The 16,491-nt window shown below is 69.3% G+C and carries 11 protein-coding genes and 1 tRNA gene; 10 read left to right on the plus strand and 2 right to left on the minus strand.

Going from position 1 to position 16,491, the window contains the following annotated elements:
- The 6 genes from tsaE to STARVERO_RS01275 all read left to right on the plus strand — a co-directional run bounded on the left by tsaE (nt 1) and on the right by STARVERO_RS01275 (nt 11,807).
- Nucleotides 1–1,761 (plus strand): tRNA (adenosine(37)-N6)-threonylcarbamoyltransferase complex ATPase subunit type 1 TsaE, encoded by a 1,761-nt coding sequence (tsaE, locus tag STARVERO_RS01250; RefSeq protein ID WP_159597626.1) that lies wholly within the window; start codon nt 1–3, stop codon nt 1,759–1,761.
- Nucleotides 1,758–2,480, plus strand: coding sequence for a nucleotidyltransferase family protein (locus STARVERO_RS01255; RefSeq protein WP_159597627.1), 723 nt, complete (start codon nt 1,758–1,760; stop codon nt 2,478–2,480). Before tsaE ends, STARVERO_RS01255 begins: the two co-directional genes overlap by 4 nt.
- A gap of 93 nt (nt 2,481–2,573) precedes the next feature.
- The gene (addB, locus tag STARVERO_RS01260; RefSeq protein WP_159597628.1) at nt 2,574–5,618 is read left to right on the plus strand and encodes a double-strand break repair protein AddB; all 3,045 of its coding nucleotides are present in this window, start codon (nt 2,574–2,576) and stop codon (nt 5,616–5,618) included.
- On the plus strand, nt 5,615–9,037 hold the full coding sequence (gene addA, locus STARVERO_RS01265) for a double-strand break repair helicase AddA (protein WP_159597629.1): 3,423 nt from the start codon (nt 5,615–5,617) through the stop codon (nt 9,035–9,037). The genes addB and addA overlap by 4 nt, the downstream gene beginning before the upstream one ends.
- An 81-nt stretch (nt 9,038–9,118) precedes the next feature.
- A complete protein-coding gene (gene trxA / locus STARVERO_RS01270) occupies nt 9,119–9,439 on the plus strand; it encodes a thioredoxin (RefSeq protein ID WP_144343841.1) in 321 nt (106 codons plus the stop codon).
- 412 nt (nt 9,440–9,851) lie between these two features.
- The gene (locus STARVERO_RS01275; RefSeq protein ID WP_159597630.1) at nt 9,852–11,807 is read left to right on the plus strand and encodes a sulfotransferase family protein; all 1,956 of its coding nucleotides are present in this window, start codon (nt 9,852–9,854) and stop codon (nt 11,805–11,807) included.
- A 193-nt stretch (nt 11,808–12,000) separates the two neighbouring features.
- Here STARVERO_RS01275 and STARVERO_RS01280 read toward each other — a convergent pair.
- A tRNA-Leu gene (locus tag STARVERO_RS01280) sits at nt 12,001–12,085 on the minus strand.
- A 307-nt stretch (nt 12,086–12,392) separates the two neighbouring features.
- On the opposite strand from STARVERO_RS01280, the gene STARVERO_RS01285 reads away from it, so the two are divergent.
- Nucleotides 12,393–13,349 carry a complex I NDUFA9 subunit family protein gene (locus STARVERO_RS01285; RefSeq protein ID WP_422802168.1) on the plus strand — a complete coding sequence of 319 codons (957 nt, stop codon included), beginning with the start codon at nt 12,393–12,395 and terminating at the stop codon, nt 13,347–13,349.
- A 110-nt stretch (nt 13,350–13,459) separates the two neighbouring features.
- On the opposite strand, the gene STARVERO_RS01290 is transcribed toward STARVERO_RS01285, so the two are convergent.
- A complete protein-coding gene (locus STARVERO_RS01290) occupies nt 13,460–14,266 on the minus strand; it encodes an undecaprenyl-diphosphate phosphatase (protein WP_159597632.1) in 807 nt (268 codons plus the stop codon).
- A gap of 292 nt (nt 14,267–14,558) precedes the next feature.
- On the opposite strand from STARVERO_RS01290, the gene STARVERO_RS01295 reads away from it, so the two are divergent.
- The 3 genes from STARVERO_RS01295 to rplT all read left to right on the plus strand — a co-directional run bounded on the left by STARVERO_RS01295 (nt 14,559) and on the right by rplT (nt 16,333).
- Nucleotides 14,559–15,470, plus strand: coding sequence for an SH3 domain-containing protein (locus STARVERO_RS01295; protein ID WP_200837622.1), 912 nt, complete (start codon nt 14,559–14,561; stop codon nt 15,468–15,470).
- A gap of 262 nt (nt 15,471–15,732) precedes the next feature.
- The gene (rpmI, locus tag STARVERO_RS01300; RefSeq protein ID WP_144343845.1) at nt 15,733–15,933 is read left to right on the plus strand and encodes a 50S ribosomal protein L35; all 201 of its coding nucleotides are present in this window, start codon (nt 15,733–15,735) and stop codon (nt 15,931–15,933) included.
- A gap of 31 nt (nt 15,934–15,964) precedes the next feature.
- Nucleotides 15,965–16,333 (plus strand): 50S ribosomal protein L20, encoded by a 369-nt coding sequence (gene rplT, locus STARVERO_RS01305; protein ID WP_144343846.1) that lies wholly within the window; start codon nt 15,965–15,967, stop codon nt 16,331–16,333.
- Nucleotides 16,334–16,491: the final 158 nt, after the last annotated feature.

Consider the following 16,491-nt stretch of genomic DNA (forward strand, 5'->3'; position numbering starts at 1 on the left):
ATGATCGACAGCCGCAACACCGGCGCCGTCCCGACCATGCCCGTGGCCCATTGGGACGTGGTGCTGCCGGACGAATCCGCCACCGGCCGCCTCGCCATGGACCTCGCCGCGACGCTGCGGCCCGGCGATCTCGTCACGCTCGGCGGCGATCTGGGTGCCGGCAAGACGACTCTGGCGCGGGCGCTGATCCGCGAGATGGCCGGCGATCCCGAACTCGAAGTGCCGAGTCCGACCTTCACCCTGATGCAGACCTACGACCTGCCGCGCCACCGGGTCGTCCATGCCGATCTCTACCGGCTGGGCGATGCGTCCGAGCTCGACGAACTCGGCTGGCAGGACCAGACCGACGGCGCGGTGACGCTGGTCGAATGGCCCGAGCGGGCCGAGGGTGCGGTGCTCCAGCCGGACCGGCTGGAAGTGCAGATCACCATTCCGCCGGATGGCGGGGAAACGCGCCGGCGCGTGCGCCTGTTCGGCTATGGCCGCCTCGCCGGCGCGCTCTACCGCATGAAGGCGATCCGCTCGCTCATCGACAAGACCGGCTTCGGCCCGGCCCGCCGCCAGCATCTGCAGGGCGATGCCTCGACCCGCGCCTATGAGCGTCTCATCGGTCCGAAGCGCAACGCGGTGCTGATGAACGCGCCGCGCCGGCCGGATGGCCCGCCGGTGCGCGGCGGCCGTCCCTACAGCGCCATCGCCCATCTCGCCGAGGACGTGAAGCCCTTCGTCGCCATGGCGCTGGCGTTGCGCGCGCGCGGCTTCTCGGCGCCGGCCATCTATGGCGGCGATCTTGATGCCGGCCTGCTGATCATCGAGGATCTCGGCACCGAAGGCGTGCTCGCCGGCAGCCCGCCCGCGCCGGTGACCGAGCGCTACGAGGCGTCGGTGGACGTGCTGGCCGCCCTGCACGGCCTCGACCTTTCGGCGACGCTGCCGGTCACCGCCGGCATCGAGCATCGTCTGCCGGCCTATGACGTCGACGCGCTGCTCATCGAGGCGGAGCTGCTGCTCGACTGGTATCTGCCGCATTGCGGCGCGTCGATCGCCGCCGATGCCCGCCAGTCGTTCCGCCAGCTCTGGGCGGCGGCGCTGGCGCCCTCGCTGGCGCAGAAGCCGGTCTGGGTGATGCGCGACTACCATTCGCCGAACCTGATGTGGCTACCCGAGCGCGAGGGTCTGGAGCGCATCGGCCTGCTCGATTTCCAGGACGCGGTGATGGGCCCGCCGGCCTACGACCTCATCTCGCTGACGCAGGATGCGCGCGTCGACGTGTCCGAGCCGCTCGAGCTGGCGCTGCTCGGCCGCTACGTGAAGGCGCGCCGGCAGGCCGATCCCGATTTCGACATGCGGGCCTTCGCCGCTTCCTACGCGGTGATGGGCGCCCAGCGCGCCACCAAGATCCTCGGCATCTTCGCGCGGCTCAACCACCGCGACCGCAAGCCGGGTTATCTCAGGCACATCCCGCGCATCTGGAACTATCTCCAGCGCTGCCTCGCCTTCACCGATCTGGAGGCGCTGTCGGGCTGGTACAAGGACCACGTGCCCCCGCCTGGCGGCCGCCCGCGCGCGGAGGGCGTGCGCCCGGTTCCCCAGCCTCCCGCCGAGCCGTCGCCGCCGGCCGAGGCCCCGGAGCCCGCCGCGCCGGAGGTGTCCGAGGTTTCGCCCTCCGAAACCCCGCCGCCCGCCGCCGGAACGGCCTCGCCCGAGGCCCCCGCGCCGAGCATGCCGTCCGAAACGCCGAGCGAATCCAACCCGACATGAGCGCGATCAGGACCGCCATGGTGCTCGCTGCCGGCCTCGGCAAGCGCATGCGCCCCCTTACCGACCGCATTCCCAAGCCGATGGTGGCGGTGAACGGCCGCCCGCTGATCGACCATGTGCTCGACCGGCTCGAGGCGGCCGGCGTCGAGAAGGCGGTGGTCAACGTGCACTGGCACGCCGACGTGCTGGAGCGGCATCTGGCCGGGCGCCGCAACCCGCCGCGCATCGTCCTCTCCGACGAGCGCGGCGAACTGCTGGAGACCGGCGGCGGCATCCGCAAGGCGCTCCCCGAGCTCGGCCCCGGCCCGTTCTACGTGATGAACGCCGACACCATCTGGATCGAGGGCATCCGTCCCAACCTCGCGGCTCTGGCGGAGGACTTCGACTCCGCGGCGATGGATTTCCGCCTGCTCGTCGCCTCGACCGCGGCCTCCATCGGCTATGAGGGAAACGGCGATTTCCTCATGGACGGCGAGGGCCGCCTCACGCCGCGTCCCGAGCGCGTCATGGCGCCGTTCGTCTATGCCGGCGCCGCCGTCGTCTCGCCCGTCATCTTCGAGGGCTCGCCGGAAGGATCGTTCTCGCTGAGCCGTCTGTTCGTGCGTGCGGCCGAGGCGGGCCGCCTGTACGGCGAGCGCATGGAAGGGGTGTGGATGCATGTCGGCACGCCGGAAGCCATCGCCGAGGCCGAGGAGGCGATCGAGCGCTCCAAGGATTGAGCGGAGCGCGGCCATGCCCCGCTCCAGTCGATCTCTGTACCGCTGCGCCAGCGCCCCCTTGTGGCGCGCGCCCAACCGGCGCATGACCGCTGCATGAGCCGCCGCGCGCCGAACCTCCTCACCATCCCGTCCTCCGCGCCGTTCCTCGCGACGCTGGCGGACGCGCTGCTGGACGGCCGCCTCGTGGAGGGCTTCGCGCCGCGCGGCGATCCGCTGGCGCTCGCCTCCGCCACCGTCTTCCTGCCGACCCGCCGCGCCGGCCGCCTGCTGGGCGAGGCCCTGCGCGCCCGCATGGCGGGCGGTGTCACCCTGCTGCCGCGCATCGTGCCGCTGGGCGATGTGGACGAGGACGCGCTCGCCTTCGCCGAGAGCTTCACCGATCCGCCGCGCGCCGTGCCGCCGACCACCCGCCGCCTCGCGCTCGCCAGCCTCATCCGCCGCTGGCGGCGCCTGCTCGCCGGGGATGACGGCCGTGTCGCCGTGGCCGCCGGCCCCGGCGCCGAGTTCGCCCTCGCCGACGCGCTGGCCCATCTCATCGACGAGATGGCGGCGCAGGAGGTGCCGTGGGAACGGCTCGACACGCTCGTGCCCGGCCAGCACGACCGCTACTGGGACATGGCGCTCGACTTCCTCAAGATCGCCCGCGATTTCTGGCCGGCGCAGCTCGCCGAGCTCGGCGCGGTCGATGCCAGCGTGCGGCGCGACCGGCTCATCGCGGCGGAGGCGGCGCGACTGGCGGGCCTGCCGGATGCCGGCCCGGTCATCGCGGCCGGCTCCACCGGCTCCATGTCGGCCACCGCGCGCCTGCTGGCCGCCGTGGCCCATCTGCCGCGCGGCGCCGTGGTGCTGCCCGGCCTCGATCTCCATCTCGACGCCCGCTCCTGGGACGTGCTGACCGACGACGAGGCCCCGGCGTTCAGCCATCCCCAATACGGCCTCGCGCTCCTGCTCCGGCGCTACATGCGCGTCGACCGGGAAGCGGTGCGCGAGCTCGCCCCGCCGGCGCCGTATGGGCGCGAGCGGCTGCTCTCCGAGGCGCTGCGTCCCGTCGCCTCCACGGAGGCGTGGGCGAGCCTGCCCGAGCGCCTCGGCGCCGGGGAGATCGACGTCGCCCTCGCGCAGGTCGGCCTCATCGAGGCGGACGATGCGCGGGAGGAAGCCCTCGCCATCGCCGTCGCCCTGCGCGAGGTGCTGGAGGTGCCGGGCCGTACCGCCGCCCTCATTACCCCCGATCGGGACCTCGCCCGCCGCGTCGCCGCCGAGCTGCTGCGCTTCCGGGTGCGCATCGACGATTCCGCCGGCGAGCCGCTGTCGGAGAGCGTGCCCGGCCGGTTCGCCCGGCTCGTGGCCGATGTCTGCCACGAGGAACTGGCGCCGGTCCCGCTTTCCGCGCTGCTGCGTCACGTGCTGGCGCGCTTCGGGCTGGAGCGCGCCGCGCTCGATGCCGGCGCCGACGCGCTGGAGATGATGGTGCTGCGCGGGCCGCGTCCGGCGGCCGGCGCTTCCGGGCTGGTCGAGGCGGTCGCCGCCTTCAGCCCCTCCGCCTACCATCCGAGCGACCCCCGCGCGGGGATGGACGAGGACGCCCGCGCCCGTGCCGCCGCCCTCGCCGGCCGCATCGCGCGGGGCCTCGCGCCGCTGCTGGCGCTGGGGCAGGGCGAGCATGCCTTCGGCGCGCTGCTGGAGGCCCACCGCGCGGCCGTGCAGGCGGCCTGGAGCGGCCCGGACGCCGGCGCGCCCGAGGACGAGACCGCGCTGGCCGAGCTGGCGCGCGCCTTCGATGCCATGGCCGAGGGCGCCGCCCAGGCCCCGGCCATGACGCTCGCCGATTACGCCGCCGCGCTGCCGCTGCTGCTGGCCGACCGCCCGGTACGGCCGCCGCTGCTGGCCGGTGCGCGGCTGCGCATCCTGGGCCCGCTGGAAGCGCGTCTCGTGAGCGTCGATCGCGTGGTGCTGGCGGGCCTCGTGGAGCAGACCTGGCCGGCGGCGGTGCGCACCGATCCCTGGCTCAGTCGGCCGATGCGCGCGGCGCTGGGGCTGGAAGCGCCGGAACGGCGCACCGGCCTCTCCGCCCATGACTTCGTGCAGGGCTGCGGCGCGCCGGAGCTCATCCTCTCCCATCCGCGCAAGCTCGGCGGCGCGCCCACCGTGCCCTCGCGCTTCCTCCAGCGGCTCGAAGCGGTCAGCGGGGAGGGGCGCTGGAAGGCGGCCATTGCCCGCGGTGATCGCTTCCGCCGCCTCGCGGCCCTCATCGAGGAGGAGCCCGCCGCCCCCCGCATTGCCCGTCCCGAGCCCGCGCCGCCGGTCGAGCTGCGCCCCCGGCGCCTGTCCGTGACCGAGATCGAGACCTGGCTGCGCGATCCCTACACCATCTATGCCCGCCACGTGCTGCGCCTGCGCCCGCTCGACAGGCTGGACGAGGCGCCCGGCGCCGCCGAGCGCGGCACCGCCATCCACGAGGCGCTGGGCGCTTTCGCGGAAGCCTTCCCCGAGGCCCTGCCGGCCGACCCCGAGGCGGTGCTGCTGGATTATGGCCGGCAGGCCTTCCGGCCGCTGGAAGCCTTCCCGGCGGAGCACGCCCTCTGGTGGGCGCGCTTCGAGCGCCTGGTCCCCCGCTATATCGGCTGGGAGCGTTCCCGCCGCGCGCTGACCCGGCGCGTCTTCGCCGAGCAGGCCGGGCGCATGTCGCTCGCCGGCGGCCGCTTCACGCTCACCGGCCGCGCCGACCGTATCGAGCAACTGCGCGCCGGCGGTCTCGCCATCGTCGATTTCAAGACCGGCGCGGTGCCCACCGCGAAGCAGACCGCCGCGCATTATTCGCCGCAGCTTCCGCTGGAAGCGGCGATGGCGGCGCGCGGCGGTTTCCCGGACGTGCCGGCGGAGGAGGCGGCCGCGCTCGTCTATGTGCGCCTCGGCACGGCCGAGCTGAAGGAGGTCAGCGCCGTCGACAGGGACGAAACCGCTCTCGGGCTCGGCGCCTCGACGCTGGAGCGGCTGGAGGGGCTCGTGGCCGCCTTCGAGAATCCCTCGCGCGGCTATGCCTCGCTGGCCCGCCCGATGTTCCGTGGCCGCTTCGGGGACTATGACCACCTCGCCCGGGTGAAGGAATGGTCGACCGGTGGGGAGGGCGAGGAATGAACGACCTGACCGAACTCGCCCCTGGCCCGCTGCGCGCGGCCACCGCCTTGCAGACCACGGCTTCCGACCCGCGTCTGTCCGCCTGGGTTTCGGCCAATGCCGGATCGGGAAAGACCCATGTGCTCGCGCGCCGGGTGATCCGCTTGCTGATGCGCGGGGTGCCGCCCGGCCGCATCCTCTGCCTCACCTATACGAAGGCGGCGGCGGCCAACATGGCCAACCGCGTGCTCGGCGAGCTGCGCAAATGGACGACGCTCGACGACGCCACGCTCGACGCCGAGATCGTGAAGACCGATGGCGGGCGTTCCGACGCGCTGCGGCGCGCGCAGGCGCGACGCCTGTTTGCGCAGGCGCTGGAGACGCCGGGAGGGCTGAAGATCCAGACCATCCACGCCTTCTGCGGCGCGCTGCTGCACGCCTTCCCCTTCGAGGCCGGCGTGCCGGCCGGCTTCGGCGAACTGGAGGAGGCGGCGCGCCTCGAACTGCTGGCCCGCGTGCGGGCCGATGTGGTGCTCACGGCGGCCGGGGCTCCGGACAGCGCGCTCGGCCGGGCGCTGGCCCTCATCGTCGGCACCACCTCCGACGACGGCATCGACCGGCTGATCGAGGAGCTGGTGTCCGATCCGGCGGCGCTCGACGCCACCGAGGCGGAGCTCGCCGCCGCCGTGGGCCTCGACGGGCCGGTTGCTTCGGAAGACATCGAGCGCCGCATCATCGCCGGTGCCCTCATCGGACGCGGCACGTGGATGGGGCTTGCCGAGGCGCTGATCGCGGAGGGCGGCAACTGCGCCCGCCGGGGCCGCGCGCTCCTCGAAGCGGCCGGCGCGCCTGATGACGGCGTCGCGGACGCCTATGCCCGCGTCTTCCTCAAGGAGGATGGCGAGCCTTATGGCGACAGCCAGTTCGGCCCCGCGGCGATCCGGGACAAGTACCCTCAGCTCCTTGCCGAGCGCGACCGCATCGCCCCGCTGGCCCGCGAGCTCGCCGCCGCCCGCGCCTTCGAGCGCAGCCGCGCCGTCCTCGCCCTCGGCCGCGACGCGGCGCGCCGCTACGAGCGCGCCAAGGCGGCGCGTGGCGTGCTCGACTTTGCCGACCTCGTGGACGCGGCCCGGCGCCTGCTCGCGTCGGGAGCCTCCGCCTGGGTGCACTACAAGCTCGACCAGGGCATCGACCACGTGCTGCTGGACGAGGCGCAGGACACCAGCCCCGAGCAGTGGGAGGTGATCCGCCCGCTCGTCGCCGAGTTTTTCGCCGGAGAGGGGGCGGGCTACGGGGCGCGCAATCTGCCGCGCACGCTCTTCGTCGTCGGCGACGAGAAGCAGTCGATCTTCTCCTTCCAGGGCGCCGATCCGCGCCGCTTCGACACGGTGCGGCGGGAGCTCGAGGCGGCGGCCGGCGACAGCTTCGCCCATATCGAGCTGCGCCATTCCTTCCGCTCCGCGCCCGGCATTCTGGAGGCGGTGGACACGGTGTTCCACGCCGAGGCCGCCCATCACGGCCTCTCCGCCGAGGGCGTGGCGCCGGTGCACGAGGCCATCCATGCGGCGCTGCCGGCGCTGGTGGAGCTGTGGGAGCCCGAGGCGCCCAGCGAGAAGGTCGACATCGACGCGTGGCAGCGCCCGCTCGACGCTCCTGCTACGGACGACCCGAAGGGGCGCCTCGCCCGCAAGATTGCTACGCATATTGCTACCCGGATTCGCGAGGGTTTTCCGGTCACCGGACGGCACGGCACCCGTCCGGCGCGGCCGGGCGATTTCCTCATCCTGGTGCGTCGCCGCGACTCGCTTTTCGAGGCGATCATTAGGGAATTGAAGGGCGCGCAGGTCCCCGTCGCCGGCGCCGACCGCCTCACCGTCGCCGAGCACATCGCCGTCATGGACCTCATGGCCCTCGGCGACGCGCTACTCGCTCGCGACGACGAATTGGCGCTGGCAGAAACACTGAAGAGTCCGCTCTTCGGTCTCGATGATGCCGATTTGATGAAGCTGGCGCCGGAGCGGGCCGGCCTCCTGGAGGATGCGCTCGTCGCCCGTGCCGGCGAGAATCCGAGATGGCGCGCGGCGGCGGAGCGGCTGGCGCGGCTGCGTTCGGAGGCGCGGCGGCTGCGGCCCTTCGATTTCTATACCCGCGTGCTGGGTCGCGAGCGCGGCCGCGCTGGCATGCTGGCGCGCCTCGGCCCGGAGGCGGCCGACGCGCTCGACGAGATGCTGGCGTTGGCCCGTGCCTATGAGAATGTCGAGGTGCCCTCGCTTGCCGGCTTCCTTGCCTTTTTGAGACGTGGCGGCGCCGAGGCCAAGCGCGACATGGAGGCGGGGCGCGACGAGGTGCGCGTCATGACCGTGCACGGCGCCAAGGGGCTGGAAGCGCCCTACGTCATCCTCGCCGACACGACTTCCGGCCCGATGACCCGCCGCAGTGCGGGCCTGTTGCGTGTCGAGCTGTCGGGCGGCCGGCGGGTCGCGCTGCACGCTCCCGCCAAGAAGGCCGACACGCCCGCCATGGCGGCGGCCCGCCAGCGTGGCGACGACGCCCAGCAGGATGAATATCGTCGTCTGCTCTACGTCGCGCTGACCCGTGCCGAGAGTGCGCTGGTGTTGTGCGGAGCGGAAGGTGGGCGCAAGCGCCCGGCGGACTGCTGGTATGATCTTGTCCACGGCGCCCTGGAGCCCGAAGCGGTCGAGCAGCCGGCCACCGGTTTCGCCGGAACCGTACGCCGGTGGCGCGCTGGCAGGGCGCGGACGGAAAATGAGCCCGCCGCCATTGCCTCCCCGGCTCTAACGGTGGTTGACGAGGTCGAACGCGCGCTTGCACGCTCTCTTGCCCGCCCCGTCGAGGAGGAGGCGCTACGCGTCAGCCTGCGCCCCTCGGCGTCCGGGCTTATCGCTCCGATCCCCGACGAAGCCGCTGCCCGTGCTCTGGAACGTGGTGACCTGCTGCACCGGCTGATGGCCGCACTCGCCAATCTGCCGCCGGAGGCGCGCGTCGAACCGGGGCGCCGGCTGCTCGCCGCCGCCTCCGACTGGCCGCCCGAACCGCGCGAGGAACTGCTCGCGGAGGCGCTGGGCGTGCTCGCCTTGCCGGAGCTCGCCGGACTGTTCGCGCTCGGAAGCCTCGCCGAGGTGCCGCTGGTCGGCACGCTTGACGATGGTACGCCGGTTTCCGGGCGTATCGACCGGCTCGTGGTGCGGCCTGATCATGTCGTCGTCGCCGACTTCAAGACGGATCGCCATGTACCGCGCGCACCCTCGGCCATGCCGCTTGCGCATGTCCGCCAGGTCGCGCTCTACGCCCGGCTGTTGCGCACATTGTTCCCGGGCCGGGAAATCCGTGCCTTGCTCGTCTATACGGCTGGTCCATTCGCGCATGCGCTCGATTCCGACGCGCTGGAACGCCTGGTGGAAAGCGTCACTTCGGTGTGACGTTGCCTTGACGGGGTGGGGGGCGGATACCTACCTTGCGGTCAACTTCCGTTGAATCTCAAGATTCTGAAAGGTGTCCCAATGGGCGTCGAAAAGGTGTCGGATCAGAGCTTCGAATCCGACGTGATCAATTCCTCCGGTCCTGTCCTCGTGGACTTCTGGGCGGAGTGGTGCGGTCCCTGCCGCATGGTGGCCCCGGTCCTCGACGAGGTGGCGGGCGAGCTCGGCGACAAGCTGAAGATCGTCAAGCTGAACGTCGACGAGAATCCGGCCACCGCTTCCAAGTACGGCATCATGTCGATCCCGACGCTGCTGCTGTTCAAGGACGGACAGCTCGCCTCGCGTCAGGTCGGCGCGGCGCCGAAGGCCAAGATGCTGCAGTGGATCAACAGCGCGATCTGATCAGATCTCGTCCGGAAAGAACGAAACCCCGGCGCGGTTCCCGCGCCGGGGTTTTCTTTTGTGGGCGCCGTTGTCGCATATTTTACAGGGGATGGCTGGACGTTGCCGAACTGCTCCTTCATTTGTATGGTATAATTCTAAAATATCGGGATGCAGTCAAAAATGGTCTATCTGTCATGTCCAGCATTTCTCTGACGTTCGAGAGGCCGGCGGATATGTTCCGGCGTCTTGAGTGGCGCCCGCGAGCAACGCAGTGGCGGCCTTGCGGAGCCCTCATCTTCCAGCACTGAAACGACGTGGCGGATGCTATGAGCGCAAGGTTGCCGCGGCACTGATGTTGCGCCTTTTGCTTTTAGGCACGTCGGGAATACGGGTTTTGAGCTCGGGGAAGCTGACTCGTTCCGTCATTTGAATGCTGCTCATCCGGAACGCCGATCGGATCGGTTCTGCGTTCCCCGATCATTTTTCAGACAGTGCGGATCTCACCGTGGATCAGGGCGAAGATCTCTCTTCATCGAACGACACCGACATCACGGAGGCTGCGGCTGTCCCTGTGCCGCCGGCCAAGCAACCCATCGTCATCGTGCTTGGGATGCACCGCAGCGGTACCTCGCTCTGTTCCCATATTCTGAGCGCGCTCGGCGTCGATATGGCCGACGATGTGGGGCATGGCCCGGCGAATGTCGACGGTCACTGGGAACGGTGGGAACTGGTCGACCTGCACGATCGTCTTTTGCTGGCGCTGGAACGACCCTACAACAACCCTCGCGGATATGAGCTGCGTCACGATCTGCCGCTGCCGCGTGGCTGGCGGGCCCTGCCTGTTGCGCATGCCGTTCGGCGGGACATCGAGACGTTCCTCAAGGAGCGCATGTATCCGGGGCAGCTTTTCGGCTTCAAGGATCCTCGCACCTGCCGGCTCCTGCCGCTCTGGATGGAGATCATCGAGCGGCTCGATCTGGAGCCACGGTTCGTTATCTGTGTACGCGACCCCATCGACGTCGCCCTGTCGTTGAAGCGTCGGGATGATCTGCCGGTAGCGGCGGGCCAGTATCGCTGGCTGACCTACAATGCGGACTGCTTCCGGCATGTGCGCGACGGTGCGCTTCTCGTGACGTATGAGAGCTGGTTCAATGAGCCCCAGCGCACGATCGAGCGGTTGCGGGACTTCGTGATGCCGGAGGTGCGCAAACCCATTCCTCCGGACGTCTTCGACCTCATTCAGCCGGAGCTCAACCACGGTGTTTCGAAGACGCGCTCCGGAGCTGGTTCTTCAGTCGTTTCCGATCTGTATGGGGCCCTGAAGGCTCTTGAAGCCGATCCTTCGCGTTGGCCCGCTGTCGACGCGGCCATCGCGTTTTTTGACCTCTGTCAGGCAAACAATCCCTATGGCGAAGCGCTTATGGGTGCGCTCTCGCGTGACGAGGAAAGCCGGTTGCGGATCGAGGAGGAGCGCGATGCGGCGGCTCTTGCCCGAGCCGATGTCGAGCGTCTCACCGCCGATTTGCACTATGCACGTTCCCGGCTCGCCGTGACGGATGACACCGAGCGCATGCTTCGGCTCGCCCTTGAGGAGGCACGCGAGGAAAAGGATGTCCTCAAGAGTCAGCTCGATCGCGCCCTCTCGCTCTCTGGCATGACCGCGGGCGCGACGCCTCTTGTCGCCATGCCGGGAACGGCTGATGCGCTGACGGTACTGCACGATGGGGCGGGCTTGAGCGAGGATGTCGCCCGGTTGCTGCGCTCGGCCGATCTGCGCATCCGCCGCCTGGAGCGTTCCATGGGCGCGCGTCACGACTCCACGCCTCAGGAGGGGGAGGGTATCGATCCCGTCATGCGCGGACTGACATCGGCGCAGATCGACATGATGGCACGGTCCATATTCGACCTGGAGTATTATCAGGCGGGAACAGGAACGCCGGAGACCGATCCGGATAAGCTCTGGATGGAGTTCATCGGTCGTGGCTGGGATGTCGAAATGAGCGGCAACCGCTTCTTCGACGTGCGTTACTACCGCTTCATGTCAGGTTCCATCGATGAAGCCAGCTGCCCGACTCCGCTGCATCATTATGCCGAACTGGGTTTGCCTCGACAGATCTCGCCAAGCTGGATTTTCGACGAGGCCTACTATCTACACCATAACCCCGATGTCGCGGCGGCGATCGAACGGGGCGAACTCGTGTGTGCCTTTGAGCATTTTTCCCGTTCCGGCACGGTCGAAGGACGTAACGGTTGCCCCTTCTTCAACGAGCGCCGGTATCTTGAGCTGAATCCGGACATTGCAGAGGCGGTGGCAGCAGGGGCGCTTCGCTCCGGCGATTCGCACTATCTGCAATATGGTCAGAAGGAAGGTCGCCTCTTCCGCTGATGCCTGCCGTCGGGCGGGATTGGTCGGCCCGGCAGAAGAGGAGAGGCGGTTCGCCTGGGTTCGGCAGTGCGGTCTATCGACCGCCGCAAGGGTCCCGTGCAGGTCGATTAAGTTAGCACGGTGCTGTTGATCTGGCAGCATCAGCGACTGAACGGGATTATCCCGTTCGGAGCACCACATGACAGTGGTGCGATGGTGCCCAGGAGAGGACTCGAACCTCCACGGTGTTACCCACTGGTACCTGAAACCAGCGCGTCTACCAATTCCGCCACCTGGGCACATGCCGCCGGAGCAACATGGCGGCGACACATAGTCGGGCACCCTCCATCTTGTCAACGCGCCTTTCGCGCTTCCGTGGCCGGCGAGGTGGATTTGTCACCAGTTTGCCGCGGAAGAGGCGTCTGAAGCGGGTTGCCGAGCCGATGGAGGTCAGACGTTGCCCAGCAACGCTGGACGCTCGGGCGATGGCGCGCTAATCGTCTGGCATCCCATATGCCGGGTCGGGAGAGAATGATGGTCGATGCCGCCGATTCCAACGAGTTGCCGCTCGAAAGCGAGGCCGAACTGGAACAGCGCGCCGCGCCGATGGAGCGCCTCGTCACCATCTATGGCGGCTCGGGCTTCATTGGTCGCCATGTGGTGCGCGCGCTTGCGCGTCTGGGCTGGCGCGTGCGCGTCGCCGTCCGCCGGCCGGATCTCGCCGGCCATCTCCAGCCGCTCGGCGCGGTCGGGCAGATCACCGCGGTGCAGGCGAATCTGCGTTATCCCGCCTCGGTGCTGCGCGCGGCCGAAGGTGCCGAGGTCGTCATCAATCTTGTCGGTATCCTGCACGAGGGCGGCCGGCAGAGTTTTGAGGCGGTGCATGCTTTTGGTAGCAAGCAGGTAGCGCAGGCGGCGCGGGAGGTCGGTGCGCGGCTGATCCACGGCTCGGCGATCGGCGCGGATGCTGACTCCGAGGCGTTCTACGCCAAGAGCAAGGCCGCCGGCGAGACGGTAGCGCTGGAAGCGGTGCCGGAAGCGGTCATCCTGCGACCCTCCGTCGTGTTCGGCCCCGAGGACAACTTCTTCAACCGGTTCGCCGCGCTGTCGCGGCTCTCGCCGGTGCTGCCGCTGATCGCCGGCGGCCACACGCGCTTCCAGCCGGTCTTCGTCGGCGATGTCGCGGCGGCCTTCGCCAAGGCGGTGGACGGCCTCGCCCGTCCGGGCACGGTCTACGAGCTCGGCGGGCCGGAAGTGCTCACCTTCAAGCAGCTCATGGAGCTGATGCTCGCCGAGATCGACCGCAAGCGGCTGCTGGTGCCGCTGCCGTCCGCCATCGCCGCCTTCAATGCGCGGCTGCTGGAACTGCTGCCCAATCCGCTGCTCACGCGCGATCAGGTGCGCCTGCTGGGCTACGACAACGTGGTCTCGGAAGCGGCCAAGGCGGAAGGGCGCACGCTGGAAGGGCTGGGCATCCAGCCGACCGCGCTCGGGGCCATCCTGCCGGGCTATCTCTGGCGCTACCGCAAGGCCGGCCAGTTCACCCGTCCGGAAGCTGCCTGATCCCGGCGCCGCCCCGCCACAACATTCCGCTTAAGGGAAAAGCCGCCGGAGCGTCCTGCCCGGCGGCTTTTCCGTATCCGGCCGGCGGGACGCGCGGCCCGGCAGCGCGCTCAGCCCACCAGAGCCAGCGCCACGAGGCCGACGCCGCCTACCGCGATGCGCCACCAGCCGAACGGCGTGTAGCCATGGCGCGAGACGAAGGCGATCAGCCCCCGCACCACGGTAATGGCGGCGAGGAAGGCGGCGACGAAGCCCACCGCGATGAGGATCGCGTCGTCGGAGTTCAGCGCGTCGCGGTTCTTGTAGAGATCGTAGGCGAAGGCGCCGGTCATGGTCGGCAGGGCGAGGAAGAAGGAGAACTCGGCCGCCGCCGGCTTGCTGGCGCCCAGCAGCAGCCCGCCCACGATGGTGGAACCCGAGCGCGACACGCCGGGGATCATGGCGAGGCACTGGATGAAGCCGATCTTCAGCGCCAGCAGGGGCGGGAAGGCCATGGCGTCGTCGTGCACCGGGCGCAGCTTCAGCGTGTCGACCCATAGAAGCACGATGCCGCCGAGAATCAGCATGATGCAGATCAGCACCGGCGTTTCGAACAGCACGCTCTTGATGAAGCCATGCGCCAGCGCCCCGATCACCGCCGCCGGCAGGAAGGCGATGAGGATGCCGATGACGAAGTTGCGCGAGCGCGGGCTCGACGGCAGCGTCAGCAGGATCTTCAGGAAGCGCTGGAAGTAGACGACCACGATGGCGAGGATGGCGCCGAGCTGGATCACCACCTCGAACACCTTGCCTTCGCTCTCGAAGCCCAGGAAATGCCCTGCGAGCAGGATGTGGCCGGTCGAGGAGACGGGCAGGAACTCGGTGAAGCCTTCCAGGAGACCAAGAAGGAAGGCTTCGAGCAGGGTGCCGAACGACATGGGGTGTTCCGTGGACAATTCCGTGGAGGAGGGGACGGCCCGCGACGCACGCGGCGCGCGCATCCTGTCCGCTTCGCGACGCGCGATCAACGTGACGCTGTGTCAGGACGCGGGCGCTTTTCCAAGGGATTTTTCCCGGACGACCCCGCGGTATTTCCATTTCCGGACTTTTCCCGTCGTTTTTTCGTCACGGCGCCTTCCCGACACGCCGCCATCATGAATCCGCCTAACATGGCCGCTCCATTCGAAGCGGTCGGCGTTGTTCGGAAACGGCAACGTTTGGGAGTTCTTGATGAGAAGTTTGTTTGCCGGCGCCATGATGCTTCTGGCGCTCGGCGGTTCGGCGTTCGCGCAGGGCCGCGGTTTCGTGACGACGGATGTCAACCTGCGTGCCGGTCCCGGCACCGCCTATCCGGCGGTGGTGGTCCTTGGCGAGGGGACGCCGCTCGAGATCTTCGGGTGCCTCGACGACTATAGCTGGTGCGACGTCGAGTGGGACGATGTGCGCGGCTGGGTTGCCGCCCGCTATATCGAGGCGGATTACCGTGGCCGGCGTGTCGAGTTCTACGACTACGCGCCGACCATCGGCGTGCCGATCATCGCCTTCAGCTTCAATGACTATTGGGGCCGCTACTATCGCGGTCGGTCCTGGTACTCGACCTATGACCGCTGGGGGCCGCCGCGCCGTCCCCCGCCGCCGGGCGGCTGGGGCGGTCCGGGCGGTCCCGGCTGGAACGGCGGTCGCCCGCCCGGCAACTGGGGTGGTCCCGGCTGGAACGACGGACGTCCGCCGCAGGGCGGGTGGAACGGCAATGGCCGCCCGCCCCAGCAGGGCAACTGGGGTGGCAACGGCCGTCCGCCGCAAGGCGGGTGGAACGGCAATGGCCGTCCGCCCCAGCAGGGCAACTGGGGCGGCAATGGTCGTCCCCCCCAAGGCGGATGGAATGGCAACGGGCGTCCGCCGCAGGGCAACTGGGGTGGTGACAATCGTCCGCCGCAACAGGGTCAGCGCCCGCCGCAACAGGGCCAGCGACCGCCGCAACAGGGTCAGCGGCCGCCCCAGCAGGGCCAGCCGGTGCCGCAGAACCTGCAGAACCAGCGTAACCAGTACATGCAGCGCCTCCAGCAGGCGCAGCCGCAGGGGCAGCGTCCGGGCTCCCGCGGCCAGCCCTGCCAGCCGAATACGCCCGGCTGCCCGAACTGAACCGCGCCGTCCGCCGGTATCTCCTGTGGGGAGTGCCGGCGGACGTCCGGTGGGGAATGCTCGGCGGGAAATGCTTGGCGGTCCCCGCCGGCAGGCGCCGCCGGTCTGTCGTGGACTTGAAATATTCGGGCCGCTCCTGTAGAGGGTGCAGCCTTCAAGAACCGCCCGGCTAATAAGGGCTGCCGTGGCGGTTCGATTGCTCACACTAGATTGGGCCGGGCGTCCCCTCCGGGGAAGTTGCCGGCCGTGGAGATCGAGCCAAATGCCCAAGATGAAGACCAAGTCCGGAGCGAAGAAGCGCTTCAAGCTCTCCGGCACCGGCAAGGTGATCATGGCCCAGGCCAATAAGCGCCACGGCATGATCAAGCGCACCAACAAGCAGATCCGCGACCAGCGCGGCACCACGACCATGTCTGAGCGTGATGCCTTCAACGTTCGCAAGTTCTATCTGCCCAACGGCTGACGCCCCCTAGCCAGTACCAGGAGAAACTCCCATGGCACGTGTCAAGCGCGGCGTAACTTCCCACGCCAAGCACAAGAAAGTGCTCAAGGCGGCGAAGGGCTATTTCGGCCGCCGCAAGAATACCATCCGCGTCGCGAAGCAGGCGGTCGAGAAGGCGCAGCAGTACGCCTATCGCGACCGCAAGGCGAAGAAGCGCAATTTCCGCGCTCTCTGGATCCAGCGCATCAACGCCGCGACCCGCGAGCTCGGCTTCACCTATGGTCGATTTATCGACGGTCTCGGCAAGGCCGGGATCGAGGTCGACCGCAAGGTGCTCTCGGATATCGCCATCCACGAGCCCGACGCCTTCAAGGCGCTGGTCGAGCAGGCCAAGGCCGCGCTGGAAAAGCAGGCCGCCTGATCTCCTCCCGCATGCCGGGACCGAAATGCGAGGAGCCCCGCGCGCAAGCGTTGGGGCTTTTTGCGTTGGCGGCTTTGCGCGTCGGTTCCGGGCAGCTATAAGCCCGCGCAAGCTGCCTGCCCGCCCGAACGACGTCATGGCCGGACCTGTTCCGGCCA

It is taken from the genome of Starkeya nomas, from assembly GCF_902703545.1.
Classification (GTDB): domain Bacteria; phylum Pseudomonadota; class Alphaproteobacteria; order Rhizobiales; family Xanthobacteraceae; genus Ancylobacter; species Ancylobacter moscoviensis.

Bases quoted from the DNA above. Each gene is read 5' to 3' on its own strand.
- addB (WP_159597628.1), top strand. From the start codon at position 2,574: ATGAGCCGCCGCGCGCCGAACCTCCTCACCATCCCGTCCTCCGCGCCG.
- STARVERO_RS01255 (WP_159597627.1), top strand. From the start codon at position 1,758: ATGAGCGCGATCAGGACCGCCATGGTGCTCGCTGCCGGCCTCGGCAAG.
- STARVERO_RS01275 (WP_159597630.1), top strand. From the start codon at position 9,852: ATGCTGCTCATCCGGAACGCCGATCGGATCGGTTCTGCGTTCCCCGAT.
- STARVERO_RS01290 (WP_159597632.1), bottom strand. From the start codon at position 14,266: ATGTCGTTCGGCACCCTGCTCGAAGCCTTCCTTCTTGGTCTCCTGGAA.
- STARVERO_RS01285 (WP_422802168.1), top strand. From the start codon at position 12,393: ATGGAGCGCCTCGTCACCATCTATGGCGGCTCGGGCTTCATTGGTCGC.
- addA (WP_159597629.1), top strand. From the start codon at position 5,615: ATGAACGACCTGACCGAACTCGCCCCTGGCCCGCTGCGCGCGGCCACC.
- STARVERO_RS01295 (WP_200837622.1), top strand. From the start codon at position 14,559: ATGAGAAGTTTGTTTGCCGGCGCCATGATGCTTCTGGCGCTCGGCGGT.
- tsaE (WP_159597626.1), top strand. From the start codon at position 1: ATGATCGACAGCCGCAACACCGGCGCCGTCCCGACCATGCCCGTGGCC.
- trxA (WP_144343841.1), top strand. From the start codon at position 9,119: ATGGGCGTCGAAAAGGTGTCGGATCAGAGCTTCGAATCCGACGTGATC.
- rplT (WP_144343846.1), top strand. From the start codon at position 15,965: ATGGCACGTGTCAAGCGCGGCGTAACTTCCCACGCCAAGCACAAGAAA.
- rpmI (WP_144343845.1), top strand. From the start codon at position 15,733: ATGCCCAAGATGAAGACCAAGTCCGGAGCGAAGAAGCGCTTCAAGCTC.